Here is a 12,560-nt window from a genome sequence, read left to right as displayed (position 1 = left end):
AAACAGGCTTACACTGCAAACGTAGCTTACCAGCTGGTTCCAGGCTTCACAATTACTCCTGAAGTTTCCTACACCAAATGGAAAGACACCGACAAATACGCTCCAGCCGTTCGTGGCGAAGGCGCATTCGGTGGTATGATCCGCTTCCAGCGTTCGTTCTAATAAAATTTATTAGGGGGATGAATATAACGCATCTCCCTAAGAGCGTAGTCTAGACTTGGTTATGACCTCCAGTCATCAAAATACTATCCATTCAGCTACGCTCACGGGACACGGCGGGAAATCAAACATCTCGCCGTGTTTTTATTTTCTAAACGCAATAAGATATTACAGCCTCTTTTTATAAACTGCCCTTCGGCATTATCCTTCTCATTGAAAAGGATTGGCACGCCAAGCACTTATCCGAGGATAAGAGTGCTATTCAGGCATATTAAACCGGCGGATTTCCTCATTCATCCAATCTCTGAATGCACAAACTTTCGGATGATCACGACTGCCTTTTGCGTAAATAAGATCATAGCCATGCTCAACTTCCAGACGGAATGCAGGAAACAGTTCCACCAGCCGGCCTGAGGCCAGATCCTCGGCAATAAGTACGCTGCGTCCCAGCGCCACGCCCTCACCTCTGATTGCCGCCTCTATGGACATACTTCCATGACTGTAACCGGCACCGCGTATATTACCGCCTTTTACCCCGAAGAGCTCAAACCAACGATGCCAGTCTGTTTTCATTCCGTTTTCATGTATCAATTTACAGGAAAGCAAATCTGAGGCAGTGGCTATATCTCCCGTTTTCTCACGATAAGCAGGTGAACAAACCGGACTTACAGTCTCGTCCATGATGCGCTCACTATCCGCATTGGGATATATGCCATTCCCGTAACGTAAAACGACATGCGCGGAGGAAACATTAAAATCGACAGCATTTTCATTCACCTCGAGATGGATATCGTAATCGGGGTAACAGCTCATCAAGCGATGCAAACGCTGCGCTAACCATTTGCTCGCAAATGAAATACTGCAATTGATGACCAGTTTTGCGTCAGTATTTCTAGTCCGGATATTTTCAGTCTCCCGCGCCAGTTCCGACAGCAAGTGAGTAACTGCGGCAAAGTAATTTGCCCCGTCATCCGTAAACTCAATTTTCCGCGTCAAGCGCTTAAACAGCCTGCAACCAAGATCATCTTCCAAAGCTTTGATCTGCCTGCTGACGGCTCCGTGCGTGACGCACAGCTCTTCTGCAGCAAGCGTCATACTCAATCGCCTGCCCGCAGCCTCAAAAGCACGAAGCGTTTGTAACGGAGGAAGATGGCCTGCCATATTTTACACCCATACATGACAAAATCTCACGCATAGTGTGATTATAAATGGTTTGTCTGCAAGAGGCAGAGAGCGGTAAATCTTAAGAAAAGCTCGCGCTATTTTGAGGATTTCTCAATGAGTCAAACCTTAAGCAACAAAACTGCATATATGGCAATTTCTCACAAGCCGGTCACGCTTGTCAGCTTTGGTGCAATGTTGCTTCTGGCGCTGATGTGGGGGCTCTCGATACCGGCAACCAAGCTGGGTTTAAACTCAACACCACCTTTGACACTCACCGCATTGCGTTATGCAGTCGCCGTGCCGTTTATGCTATTGCTGTTAATCGGGAAAAAGCCTTTACCGTGGAAAGCAGTTCCCACCGTTGCTATGCTTGGCATCATCGGCATTGGTTTGGGACAGGTCGCACAAACAATAGGTGTAAATGGTACATCGGCATCAGTCGGAACCATTCTCTCCGCAACCATTCCCTTGTTTATTGTGATCTTTGCAACATACCGGTTAAAGCAGCCGATCACGATTATTCAGATATGCGGTGTTGCTACAGCGTTTATTGGCATTGTCGTTGTTGCATTTGAGAACACATCTCCTGACATAGCCACCACGTTTTCGGGACCCGTCTGGATACAGATTTCGGCAATTGCGGTTGCATTCTATTATGTCTGGAGTGTTGAACTGACACTTAAATATGGAACAGTCGTGGTCGTAACATGGAGCACATTCTTCGGGCTACTGGCAATGATCCCGCTTGCTGCCTGGGAAACTTATCAGGCTCCCTTTACACTCACAGCCGTTTCACTCGGTGCGGCTGCATATCTTGGATTAATCGTGAGTGTAGCCGGATTATTCTTATGGATCAGTATTTTAAAGAATGTACCGGCACCGGTCGCAGCCAGCATTCAATATCTTCAGCCAGTATTTGGGATCATTGCTTCAGCCATCCTGTTCGGTGACGATATTGGCTTACAATTTTTGCTCGGTGTCTCACTTATATTGGCAGGTCTCGCACTCACTATGCGTAATAAAAAGGCACGGTAAATATAGGTATCGATCAATCAGCCGACGTATAATTGCCAAAATCGCACCATGTATTTCCTTATCTGAACATTGCAACACGCCGCACAGGAATGAAAATTTTGATAAGAGCTTGTTTTGAAATGAAAAGAGCTATTCCTCTGCTCATTGCCGCCCTCGCATTAACGGCCTGCGGCGCGGGCAAAACTGCAATGGACTCAGGAAAAAGCTTTGACCGTTACGCCTGCATGTCCAAAAACTTCAAAGGACAAGAGCCGTGCTCAAACCCGACTGAGCCGGCAACGCAGCCATAATATGCAATGATGCAATAATTCAGGAGTCCGCTCAACACCGGACACATCAGCCACAACAAATGCCAGCGACATTATAAAAAACCCCGCCGAAGCGGGGTAAAGTTTCGCAAGCTCATATACTAAACAGCACGTCTCTTTAATTCTACAAATCAAAAGCGCAAAAAATCACTTGAGCAAAAAAACTGCCCCAATTTGCACCGGCTTCCCCACTCTTGTACGGGTTTCCAACTGCAGGATTTCCCGATGGCGGCTTAATTTGTTGTTCTCGGGCAGCATCACACCACGGGCCAGCATTGGCGACCCCGAGACTTGATCCGGTAGCCATTGAAGCTATTAAAAATACGACAATAATAGATTTCTTCATATATCCACCCTCCAATATACGAAATTAATAATATTGTAGTTTGGCACGAAATAAATCCCAGTTCTGAGGCCACAATTAAAGTCCCGCAATAAGCGACGGTTAGAACACGGACACAACGTTCTGGACTGGTGGCTTAAGCAGTAAACGGATAATTATAACCGTCAGACGCAATTCAGCCTCTCAGCCGATATGCTGATTGGCAGCAGGCACTATCCGCACCAAAACTTCACACATTACAGCGATGATAAAAACGAATAAGTAAAATCCCCCCAACATCCGAGGTCGATAATGTATGCTGCTGGGTTTATCGTTCTGTTGGTAATGAGTTTAATTGCCATAGCAGCAAATAATAAACTTCATCATCTGCATAGACTTCCGATGCAATGGAGTCTTTCCGGACAGGTTAACTGGTCAGCTCCGAGAGTTATAGCACTGGCTTCATTTCCTGCCATTTTTGCGGTGATCAGCTCTGCACTTATTGTCACCAGTATTTCAGAGCATGAGCAGTCAACAACTCAATCCCTTATTTTTCTGGGCATCGTGATGATTGGCTTACAGATATTACATCTCTGGCTCGTCCATAAAAAAAGCGGCCATTAAGCCGCCTTTTCAAAACTATAATTTTAATCTCCCCAGCGCTCTGACAATAGCGAACAGGAAGTCGAATCCTGACAGCGGAGAATCAACCTTCGGTCAGTCAATGATTACACAGCATCAAACATGCTACCAAAGAGATGGCAGGAATAGCCTTTGCATTAAGCGATAATATGTGTGGGAAAAGATTATAAATGCTTCGTATTATCAAATCTCAATTCTGAGATTAGTTGAAAAAGCACAACAATTACAATGAGAAGATTGTAAGTGGTGCCCCCAGAGAGACTCGAACTCCCGACCCCCTGATTACAAATCAGGTGCTCTACCAACTGAGCTATAAGGGCAACTGACGGCTAGATAGCATATTCTTTTTGTTTGTAAAACGGAAAATCGCTTAGACGCAGAAAAAATAACAATGTTTTGCCTCTTATCCACATTTAGGCTACAAATCCTCATCCAATCATGCAGCTTTTCGGCAGAAACTGATGAAATACCCGTATAAAAAATTCTTTTATATCACTTCAGGCACTCCGGAATCGGTCTCGGCCGCGGAATCATTACGCAATCGTTATGGTGAATCACCTGCAGATGAAGCAGATGCCCTCATCGTGCTTGGCGGTGACGGGGTCATGTTGCAGGCTTTGCACGATCATATGAATCACGAGCGCCCGATTTACGGCATGAATCGCGGCTCGGTCGGTTTCCTTATGAATGAGTATCACGAGGAAGACTTACCCAAGCGTGTTGCAGCCGCTCATGCAGAAACCATCCGCCCTCTTGAAATGATTACTGAATCACGTGAGAGCGGCACCGTCAAAGCACTGGCCATTAATGAAGTGTCAGTTTTGCGCCAATCTTACCAGGCAGCGAAAATCCGCATCAGCATTGATGACAAGGTACGGCTGGAAGAACTGATCTGCGACGGACTGATGGTGGCTACCCCTGCCGGCTCCACCGCCTACAATCTTTCCGCTCAGGGACCAATCCTGCCGCTCGACTCTCCGCTGCTGGCTCTGACACCCGTCAGTCCTTTCCGTCCGCGTCGCTGGCGCGGTGCGTTGCTGCCGAAATCAGTGACTGTGCGGATGGATATTCTTGAAGTCGACAAGCGACCGGTCAATGCCGTGGCGGATCATACAGAAGTAAAGTCCGTCACTTCTGTAACCGTGCGCGAAGATACGCAAAACCGCGTCACCCTGCTTTTTGATGAAGAGCACACATGGGATGAACGCATCCTCAATGAGCAGTTTCGTTATTAAGCGCCGTGCGCCTATTGGCGCACAAAACTCGTATTAGTCAGAAAGCCAAGAAAAATCCGGCCTAAACCGCATAGTTAGTCATACACGGATCTGCAAAACCACTGATAAAACAGAGATAAACAGCATCGCTTTATAACAATGCGATGCTTCTATTGGCAGATCATACAGTTGTGGGCTGCCGGAATATCAATTATATCAACCTAAATCGAAGCAAAAACGGCATTTTTGTTGACTTTTTGGCCTGTTCCCCGTAACGGCTTTATTAATTTTAACGCAATGCGCAAACATAAGCGCTTTTCCTGTCCTGTTGTCATGCGGACATTACCGGTCGGGTCCAGTGCGCTTCTTCCAAAAAGAGAGCTACGCCTCCATTGACGACATTTGCAGAACTCGGTCTGTCACCGAAAATACTGGCAGCGGTAGAAGCCGCCGGTTACACCACCCCTACTCCTATTCAGGCTGGCGCCATTCCTCAGGCCTTGGAACGTAAAGACGTTCTCGGTATTGCCCAGACCGGTACCGGCAAAACAGCATCCTTTGTATTGCCGATGCTGCATCTGCTTGAAAAAGGCCGTGCACGCGCACGTATGCCGCGCACACTCATTCTTGAACCAACCCGCGAACTCGCAGCGCAGGTTGAAGAGAATTTTGTAAAATACGGTGTTAATCACCGTATTAACGTTGCTCTGCTGATCGGCGGTGTCTCCTTTGATGAGCAGGAGCGCAAGCTGGAACGCGGCGCTGATGTGCTGATCGCTACTCCTGGTCGTCTGCTCGATCATTTTGAGCGCGGTAAACTGCTGCTGACCGGCGTTGAAATTCTGGTTATCGACGAAGCAGACCGTATGCTGGATATGGGTTTCATTCCTGATATCGAGCGTATCTGCAAGCTGATCCCTTTCACCCGTCAGACCCTGTTCTTCTCGGCAACCATGCCTGCGGAAATCACCAAGCTGACTGAGCAGTTCCTGCATTCACCGGCGCGCGTTGAGGTTGCCAAAGCATCAACAACTGCCAAAACTGTGACCCAGCGTCTGGTTAAATCGGCTAAGAAACCTTGGGATAAGCGTGCAGTGCTGCGTGATCTTATTCAGGCTGAAGGCGATGATCTGAAAAATGCGATCATTTTCTGCAACCGCAAAATGGATGTGTCAGAACTGTTCCGCTCGCTGGTAAAGCACGGCTTCAATGCCGGTGCGCTCCATGGCGATATGGATCAGCGCGCGCGCATGACCATGCTGAGCAATTTTAAAGACGGCAATCTTCAGCTTTTGGTGGCTTCCGATGTGGCTGCCCGTGGTCTGGATATTCCGGATGTCAGCCATGTGTTCAACTATGACATTCCGATCCATGCGGAAGATTATGTCCACCGCATCGGCCGTACCGGTCGTGCAGGCCGCTCGGGCAAGGCATTCTCGATCATCACCGGTGCAGATACCAAATATCTTGATGCCATCGAAAAAATGATCGGCGAAAAGATTGAATGGCTGGACGGTGATCTCTCCACTCTGCCTGCACAGGAAGAGACCGAAGAGACCGGTCGCCGCGGCCGCAACAACCGTGGTAAGAACGGCAAGAAATCCCGTGATAAAGATCACAAGGAAAAACAGGCACAGCCACGCGTTGCAGAAGAAAAAACTGCTGAAGCACCTCAGGCCGTGGCAGACATTTCCGCGCTCAATGCGCCGCAGCCTGTTCTGCCGGATAATGTCTCCATCGGCACTGCCGTTACAGCGGAACCGGTTCGCCCTGCTCCGCACAAAAACGGCCATGAAGATCGCCGCCAGAACCACAACCAGAATGGCCAGCAGAATAAACGTCATCGCCGTGATTTTGACGATGAACCGTCACCGCTGGGCTTCGGCGATGATATTCCGGCCTTCATGCTGATACCGATCAATATTTAAAAAAGAAAAACCCGCCGAATGGTGGGTTTTTTATTATCTGTAAGTCAGATTAAAAATCAGGCAGCGCGATGCGCAGCATCCAGTGCTTCCTGAGTAACCGGTGCCAGCTCAACGGATTCACCACAGCCACAGGCCGATGTCTGGTTCGGGTTATTGAAAACAAAACCTGTGCGCAGAGTTGTCACTTCAAAATCCATCTGCGTGCCGAGCAGAAACAACGCAGCTTCCGGTGCCACATAGACTTTTGCACCTTCATGCTCGATGAGGTCATCACCGGCTTTGGCTTCTTCAGCCAGCGCAATCGTATATTCCATACCGGCGCAGCCGCCCTTTTTCACTCCCACGCGGATACCCAGAGCATCCTCATGAGAGGCCTGAATTTCGCGCACGCGTTCCGCTGCTGCGTCGGTCAGGGTCATGATGGAAAAACGTCCCATAAAATTTCTCACTTGTATCTGTTACATGGTTCAAGGCCATGTAGTTTCAACTTGCGAGGCCAACCTGAAATCCTGCACTAAGCCCCGATTGTCCAGTTTACCTCTGATACTCTATCTAGTCTCACACAGTCCTGACTGCAAGTAAAGCAACGCTCTGATCCTGCATTTAACGCAAGATTTTCTGTTCTTTACAGCGCATAAGAATAAAATGAATAATTCGCAAAACGCGTAAAATTGCCATGATCTGTTTGCAGTCTTTTGCGAATAAAAGAGCATCTCAGGTTCTTTGCCTCAGCTAAGCGGAGATTTTAATGGGTATTCAGCAGAGCCGTCATAACCCCGCATCGCATCGTCCCGTTGCATTGGCCATCACACAGGGTCGCGCTCAGCAACAGCGCCTTACTATCATGCGGTTGCTTGGAACCACGATTATCGGTGCAGCTTTGCTGACCGGCAGTGCGATTCATGCCAAGGCGGCAGGAACAGCTGAAACCAAAGACAAGCCTGCAGCACAGCAAAAGGTAAAGCCCGATGCTCTGAAAAAGGCCGGTGAAGCAGCAGCTAAAGATTCTGAGGAAGAAAAAGCCAAGGTAGAGAAAGCGAAAGCGGAGAAAACTGAAGCTGAAAAGCCGAAAGAAGATGCTGTGCCTGCAGATAAGCCGGACGCTAAAAAATCCACAGAAGCCACAGACAAGCCCGATGCTCCGGCACCTGAAGCCACAAAAGAAGTGGCTGAGGGTTTGGTTCTGCCCGATTATGTGGATGACCGCAGCACACCGCAGAAATTGCTGGAATCCTATTACAATGCCATTAACCGCAAAGAATATGTGCGTGCCTACAGCTATTATGCTGAAGGCCAGCAAGGCGATGATTTTGAGAAATATGCCAAGGGCTATGCCGGTACAGAATCTGTCAGCATTAAACTCGGCAGCAGCGAACCTGATCCGGGTGCCGGTCAGATCTATTGGTCTGTGCCGATTGCTATCGAATCCAAACTCGCTGAAGGTAAGTCGCAGGTTTATACCGGTTGCTACACGATCAGCATGAGCAATCCTGCCATGCAGGCAGTGCCGCCATTCAAACCAATGGCAATCATGGCAGGCACGCTGTCAAAATCACCGCTGCCGCTTGAAAAAAGCGTGCCGGAAGAATGTGGTGCTCCGTAACTCCTCTGTCGATCACCTGTAGGAAAGCCTGTCATCACTGACAGGCTTTTTGTTTTATGGCTTACGCGGATGAATGAGCTGTGTACTGACACCAATCCGGTTCCACAAATTAATCATGCCAATAGCCACAATCAGCTTGGCAATCTCTTCTTCGGAGAACAGTGCCTTCACACGCTCATAAAGAGCATCCGGCACGCCAAGTTCTGCAACTCGCGTGAGATGTTCGGTCCATTCCAGCACAGCACGGTCACGCGCATCAAAGCACGGCGATTCACGCCATGCGCTTGTCATATATAAAGTCTGCATATCCATACCGTCTTTATGAGCATCACGGACATGAATATCCGTACAATAGGAGCAGCCGTTAATCTGTGAAGCGCGGATTTTCACCAGATGCAGCAGACGCTTATCCAACCCCGCTGCATCAACGGCTGCGTCCAGCACCTTAATCGACCGATAAAGCTCTGGTGTAATTTTCGCGATATTCATTCTGCTTTGCATAGGTTTTGTCCGAAATAAAAGTTTGCCCGAGAATCATCGATATATTATATCGACGATAGGAAATTAACAAATCTCAAGGTTGTGATATGCGCAAAATGAGCGACGGTGTTGAGGCGGCATTGCATTGCGCACTCGTATTGTCAGGACTACCGGAGAATAAGGTTCTGGCTGGGAAACATCTGGCGGAGCTGCACGGCGTATCTGAGAGCTATCTGCTGAAGCACCTGCGTGCCCTCACCGCTGCTGATGTGATTATAGCTATTCCGGGGCCGCGTGGTGGCTACCGGCTCGCACATATTCCGCAACAGATTACATTGCTCGATATTGTGGAAGCGATTGACGGCAAAGAACCGGCTTTTATTTGCAGGGAAATCCGCCGCCGCGCACCGGGAAAATCGCAAGATTCCTGCAACTATAAGAGAGATTGTTTCATCAAATCGCGGATGCTGGCCGCTGAACAGCTCTGGCGCGATGCTTTACGCAGCCAGACTATTGCCGATCTCATGCAGGACGGCGAGCAGCAGATCAGCCCTTCCAGCAAGTTACTCGTATCCGATTATCTTAGCTTACATGCCCGCTAAATAAAAAACGCTGCGTTTCCGCAGCGTTTAAAATCAGTACCAGCCCACAGCAACCTGAGCTTCTTCGGACATACGGTCCGGTGTCCATGGCGGATCAAAGGTCATGGTCACTTCCACATGGGAAACGCCCTCAACCGCGCCAACGGCATTTTCCACCCAACCCGGCATTTCACCGGCAACAGGGCAACCAGGCGCAGTCAATGTCATATCGATTTTGACGGTACGGTCATCTTCAATATCAACTTTATAGATCAGGCCGAGCTCATAAATATCTGCCGGAATTTCCGGATCATAGACAGTTTTCAGCGCGCCGATAATATCATCGGTCAGGCGCAGCAATTCTTCTTCCGGAATTGCGGAAGCGGAAAACACTTTTGAAGCACTGTTTTCTTCATCTGCTGCGATCACATCTGCGACCGGCACTTGCTGTTTAGTATCCATATTCATCATCCAAAAAACTGTCTTGCTTTTTCAAGCGCTGCAACCAGAGCATCCACTTCCGCGCGGGTATTATACATAGCGAAGGAAGCACGGCAGGTTGATGTTACTCCAAAGCGCTGCAGCAATGGCTGAGCACAATGGGTGCCTGCCCGCACTGCAATTCCTGCACGGTCAATCAGAGTTGAAACATCATGGGCATGAATACCCTGCATCTCAAACGCAATGATCGCGCCTTTATCCGGTGCATTGCCGACAATACGCAGTGAGTTAATTTTCGCCAAAGACTCATGCGCATAGAGACGCAGATCAGCCTCATGGGCAGCAATAGCCTCACGACCTATGCTCTCTATATAGTCAAGCGCTGCGCCCAATCCAATAGCCTGCACAATCGGCGGGGTTCCGGCCTCAAAACGATGCGGCGGATGATTATAGGTAACATTATCGACGGTTACCTCTTCAATCATTTCACCACCACCCATAAACGGGCGCATCTGTTCCAGCATTTCCATACGGCCATACAGCACGCCGATACCGGACGGACCATAGAGTTTATGGCCGGTCATAATATACCAGTCACAACCGAGATCACGCACATCCACCGGCATATGCACAGCAGCCTGCGAACCATCCACCAGCACCGGAATGCCGCGCGCATGAGCAAGTTCGACGATCTTTTTAATCGGCAGAACCGTACCCGTCACATTGGACATATGGGTCAGCGCAATCAGTTTGGTTTTCGGGGTAATGCATTTCTCGAATTCATCAAGGTGGAACACACCTTCATCATCCACCGGCGCGAATACCAGTTTGGCACCCTGACGCTCGCGGATGAAATGCCAAGGCACGATATTGGAATGATGCTCAAGAATAGTGAGCAGGATTTCATCGCCCTCACCGATTTTTGGCATGCCATAACCATAGGCAACCGTGTTGATCGCCTCAGTCGCCGATTTGGTAAAGATAATCTCGTCTACAGAACCGGCATTGAGAAAGTTGCGCACTTTTTCACGTGCACGCTCATAGGCATCGGTCGTCGCATTAGAGAGGTAATGCAGGCCGCGATGCACATTGGCATATTCATTGGAATAGGCATTCGTCACCGCATCAATAACCGCCTGCGGCTTCTGTGCCGAGGCACCATTATCGAGATAGATCAGCGGCTTGCCATAGACTTCACGCGACAGGATCGGGAAATCACGACGGATTGCTTCAACATCATAATTTTGCAGTACAGACGATAATTGATTCATAATCGTACTCCTGAGCACTTTGTGCTCAAAAAAGCAGGCAAGAGCACTAGGTGCTCACAAAAATCAATAAGGCAACATGTGCTCTATATCAGGGAAGAAGAGCGGGAAATTTCCCGCTCTTTTTACATCATCAAGCGTGCTTTTCGAGCCAGCTCTGCAAAATATCTTCAAGCTTTTCAACGAGGATTTCGTTTTCCAGCTCTTCGATAACTTCTGCGATAAAGGCTTTGACCAGCAGACCACGGGCTGCATTTTCAGGCACACCGCGCGCCATCAGATAGAAAAGGTGATCCTTTTCAATCTCACGCACAGTCGCACCGTGACCGCAGGCCACGTCATCAGCAAAGATTTCCAGCTCAGGCTTGGCCGCAAATTCCGCGTCATCTGACAACAGCAATGTGTTACAGGCCATTTTCGCGTCAGTCTTCTGAGCGATCTGCGCAACGCGGATCATGCCCTGAAAAATACCGCGCGCTTTGTCTGTCACCACATTGCGCACAACCTCGGTCGAGGTGGTGTTTTCAACGAGATGACCAACATTCATGGTCACGTCAGTCACTGTTTCGCCGCCAAGCAGGTTGAGCGTACGCAGCTGGAAGTCAGAGCCTTCGCCCTTTACATCCACATTGATTTCCTGACGCACCAGCTTGCCGCCGGCATTCATCACGAACAGGATCAGCTTGGAATTCTCACCAATTGTCACATTGATCTGCGACAACTGCGTGGAGAGATCCGTATGCTCACGCACGATAACCCAGACGATCTCTGAATTATCAGCAATGGTCACATGACCGATACTGGTTGCGAAAGTTTCTGCTTCACCGCCGATCTGGCGCTCGATAAATGTCGCTTTGACATTCGAGCCGATCTTAACCGGAAAACGCACATGGGACTGGCCGGAAGGCTGCAAATTCTGCAGCTCAACAGCCTGTTCCAGCTCGGTACCGTCAGCAACGGACAGGCCCCAGCCATCGCTGGCATAGGCTGCGTTGATCTGGCCGATCGCATCATCGTCACCACGGGTTTTCAGAGTATGGGCAGCAATGCCCTGTCCCAGAATATCGCGGATCGCTTCAACGCGTACGCCTTCGATCTGCACAGGCTTCTGCGCAACACCATTGGCAACGGTCAGCACGGCAGAACCGTCGAGCAGCGGCGCAACAGATTTATGGCTCACATTCGCATCGAACGGCGCAACCGAGCGCAGCAATGTGCGCAGATCTGTATAGTGCCAGCTTTCAATACGACGGCCAGGCAGACCGTTGACTTTCAAAGCTTCCAGTGCGTTATCGCGGGCGCTTACGACTTCCGTATCACCCGGCAGATCACCGACGCGGACAGCGAATGCATCAATCAATGCACTCTCAGCCGGCGTTCTGACCTTCTGAAGATGGACGTTCATATTCATCCCT

At 49.2% G+C, this 12,560-nt stretch carries 15 protein-coding genes and 1 tRNA gene; 8 read left to right on the top strand and 8 right to left on the bottom strand.

Annotated features, from left to right (window positions below; genetic code table 11):
• Window positions 1–162 (top strand): porin (locus JNC80_RS07140; protein ID WP_376709908.1); only part of this gene is annotated, 162 nt, incomplete at its 5' end.
• Window positions 163–417: 255 nt separating this feature from the next.
• Here the strand turns inward: JNC80_RS07140 and gcvA are convergent.
• Complete coding sequence (gene gcvA, locus JNC80_RS07135) at window positions 418–1,320, bottom strand: transcriptional regulator GcvA (RefSeq protein WP_376709877.1); 903 nt, start codon at window positions 1,318–1,320, stop codon at window positions 418–420.
• Window positions 1,321–1,437: 117 nt separating this feature from the next.
• On the opposite strand from gcvA, the gene JNC80_RS07130 reads away from it, so the two are divergent.
• Window positions 1,438–2,358, top strand: coding sequence for a DMT family transporter (locus JNC80_RS07130; protein ID WP_376709876.1), 921 nt, complete (start codon window positions 1,438–1,440; stop codon window positions 2,356–2,358).
• Between the two features lie 89 nt (window positions 2,359–2,447).
• Window positions 2,448–2,648: a hypothetical protein gene (locus JNC80_RS07125; RefSeq protein ID WP_376709875.1), complete on the top strand. Its 201-nt coding sequence runs from the start codon at window positions 2,448–2,450 to the stop codon at window positions 2,646–2,648.
• A 142-nt stretch (window positions 2,649–2,790) separates the two neighbouring features.
• On the opposite strand, the gene JNC80_RS07120 is transcribed toward JNC80_RS07125, so the two are convergent.
• Window positions 2,791–3,012 carry a hypothetical protein gene (locus JNC80_RS07120; protein ID WP_139316355.1) on the bottom strand — a complete coding sequence of 74 codons (222 nt, stop codon included), beginning with the start codon at window positions 3,010–3,012 and terminating at the stop codon, window positions 2,791–2,793.
• A 288-nt stretch (window positions 3,013–3,300) separates the two neighbouring features.
• Here JNC80_RS07120 and JNC80_RS07115 point away from each other — a divergent pair, with 288 nt between their 5' ends.
• A complete protein-coding gene (locus tag JNC80_RS07115) occupies window positions 3,301–3,612 on the top strand; it encodes a hypothetical protein (RefSeq protein WP_376709874.1) in 312 nt (103 codons plus the stop codon).
• Between the two features lie 262 nt (window positions 3,613–3,874).
• Here the strand turns inward: JNC80_RS07115 and JNC80_RS07110 are convergent.
• Window positions 3,875–3,950 (bottom strand) — tRNA-Thr (locus JNC80_RS07110).
• A 141-nt stretch (window positions 3,951–4,091) separates the two neighbouring features.
• Here JNC80_RS07110 and JNC80_RS07105 point away from each other — a divergent pair.
• Window positions 4,092–4,865: an NAD kinase gene (locus tag JNC80_RS07105; RefSeq protein WP_022711433.1), complete on the top strand. Its 774-nt coding sequence runs from the start codon at window positions 4,092–4,094 to the stop codon at window positions 4,863–4,865.
• Window positions 4,866–5,236: 371 nt separating this feature from the next.
• Window positions 5,237–6,772, top strand: a complete 1,536-nt coding sequence (locus tag JNC80_RS07100; RefSeq protein ID WP_151159060.1) for a DEAD/DEAH box helicase — start codon at window positions 5,237–5,239, stop codon at window positions 6,770–6,772.
• Between the two features lie 56 nt (window positions 6,773–6,828).
• On the opposite strand, the gene sufA is transcribed toward JNC80_RS07100, so the two are convergent.
• Window positions 6,829–7,209, bottom strand: a complete 381-nt coding sequence (sufA, locus tag JNC80_RS07095) for a Fe-S cluster assembly scaffold SufA (RefSeq protein ID WP_075654899.1) — start codon at window positions 7,207–7,209, stop codon at window positions 6,829–6,831.
• Window positions 7,210–7,520: 311 nt separating this feature from the next.
• Between sufA and JNC80_RS07090 the strand changes: the two genes are divergently transcribed.
• Complete coding sequence (locus JNC80_RS07090; RefSeq protein ID WP_376709873.1) at window positions 7,521–8,375, top strand: cell envelope integrity TolA family protein; 855 nt, start codon at window positions 7,521–7,523, stop codon at window positions 8,373–8,375.
• Window positions 8,376–8,429: 54 nt separating this feature from the next.
• On the opposite strand, the gene JNC80_RS07085 is transcribed toward JNC80_RS07090, so the two are convergent.
• Entirely contained in the window at window positions 8,430–8,876 is a 447-nt protein-coding gene (locus tag JNC80_RS07085; protein ID WP_376709872.1) for a carboxymuconolactone decarboxylase family protein, read from the bottom strand.
• Between the two features lie 86 nt (window positions 8,877–8,962).
• On the opposite strand from JNC80_RS07085, the gene JNC80_RS07080 reads away from it, so the two are divergent.
• Window positions 8,963–9,457, top strand: a complete 495-nt coding sequence (locus JNC80_RS07080; RefSeq protein ID WP_376709871.1) for an RrF2 family transcriptional regulator — start codon at window positions 8,963–8,965, stop codon at window positions 9,455–9,457.
• A gap of 33 nt (window positions 9,458–9,490) precedes the next feature.
• On the opposite strand, the gene JNC80_RS07075 is transcribed toward JNC80_RS07080, so the two are convergent.
• The 3 genes from JNC80_RS07075 to sufD form a co-directional block, all read right to left on the bottom strand.
• Window positions 9,491–9,898 (bottom strand): SUF system Fe-S cluster assembly protein, encoded by a 408-nt coding sequence (locus JNC80_RS07075; RefSeq protein WP_139316353.1) that lies wholly within the window; start codon window positions 9,896–9,898, stop codon window positions 9,491–9,493.
• 5 nt (window positions 9,899–9,903) lie between these two features.
• A complete protein-coding gene (locus tag JNC80_RS07070; protein ID WP_376709870.1) occupies window positions 9,904–11,148 on the bottom strand; it encodes a cysteine desulfurase in 1,245 nt (414 codons plus the stop codon).
• Window positions 11,149–11,278: 130 nt separating this feature from the next.
• Complete coding sequence (gene sufD, locus JNC80_RS07065; RefSeq protein ID WP_376709869.1) at window positions 11,279–12,556, bottom strand: Fe-S cluster assembly protein SufD; 1,278 nt, start codon at window positions 12,554–12,556, stop codon at window positions 11,279–11,281.
• Between the last annotated feature and the right edge of the window lie 4 nt (window positions 12,557–12,560).

This window comes from Pseudochrobactrum lubricantis (genome assembly GCF_041929865.1).
Taxonomy (GTDB): domain Bacteria; phylum Pseudomonadota; class Alphaproteobacteria; order Rhizobiales; family Rhizobiaceae; genus Pseudochrobactrum; species Pseudochrobactrum saccharolyticum.
Note: the sequence above shows the minus strand (reverse complement) of the source record. Positions and strands in the feature narration are given on the sequence as shown.

What these genes read in the sequence shown, in the direction of transcription:
- gcvA (WP_376709877.1), bottom strand. Translation starts at nt 1,320, where the DNA reads ATGGCAGGCCATCTTCCTCCGTTACAAACGCTTCGTGCTTTTGAGGCT.
- JNC80_RS07130 (WP_376709876.1), top strand. Translation starts at nt 1,438, where the DNA reads ATGAGTCAAACCTTAAGCAACAAAACTGCATATATGGCAATTTCTCAC.
- JNC80_RS07125 (WP_376709875.1), top strand. Translation starts at nt 2,448, where the DNA reads ATGAAAATTTTGATAAGAGCTTGTTTTGAAATGAAAAGAGCTATTCCT.
- JNC80_RS07120 (WP_139316355.1), bottom strand. Translation starts at nt 3,012, where the DNA reads ATGAAGAAATCTATTATTGTCGTATTTTTAATAGCTTCAATGGCTACC.
- JNC80_RS07115 (WP_376709874.1), top strand. Translation starts at nt 3,301, where the DNA reads ATGTATGCTGCTGGGTTTATCGTTCTGTTGGTAATGAGTTTAATTGCC.
- JNC80_RS07105 (WP_022711433.1), top strand. Translation starts at nt 4,092, where the DNA reads ATGAAATACCCGTATAAAAAATTCTTTTATATCACTTCAGGCACTCCG.
- sufA (WP_075654899.1), bottom strand. Translation starts at nt 7,209, where the DNA reads ATGGGACGTTTTTCCATCATGACCCTGACCGACGCAGCAGCGGAACGC.
- JNC80_RS07090 (WP_376709873.1), top strand. Translation starts at nt 7,521, where the DNA reads ATGGGTATTCAGCAGAGCCGTCATAACCCCGCATCGCATCGTCCCGTT.
- JNC80_RS07085 (WP_376709872.1), bottom strand. Translation starts at nt 8,876, where the DNA reads ATGCAAAGCAGAATGAATATCGCGAAAATTACACCAGAGCTTTATCGG.
- JNC80_RS07080 (WP_376709871.1), top strand. Translation starts at nt 8,963, where the DNA reads ATGCGCAAAATGAGCGACGGTGTTGAGGCGGCATTGCATTGCGCACTC.
- JNC80_RS07075 (WP_139316353.1), bottom strand. Translation starts at nt 9,898, where the DNA reads ATGGATACTAAACAGCAAGTGCCGGTCGCAGATGTGATCGCAGCAGAT.
- JNC80_RS07070 (WP_376709870.1), bottom strand. Translation starts at nt 11,148, where the DNA reads ATGAATCAATTATCGTCTGTACTGCAAAATTATGATGTTGAAGCAATC.
- sufD (WP_376709869.1), bottom strand. Translation starts at nt 12,556, where the DNA reads ATGAATATGAACGTCCATCTTCAGAAGGTCAGAACGCCGGCTGAGAGT.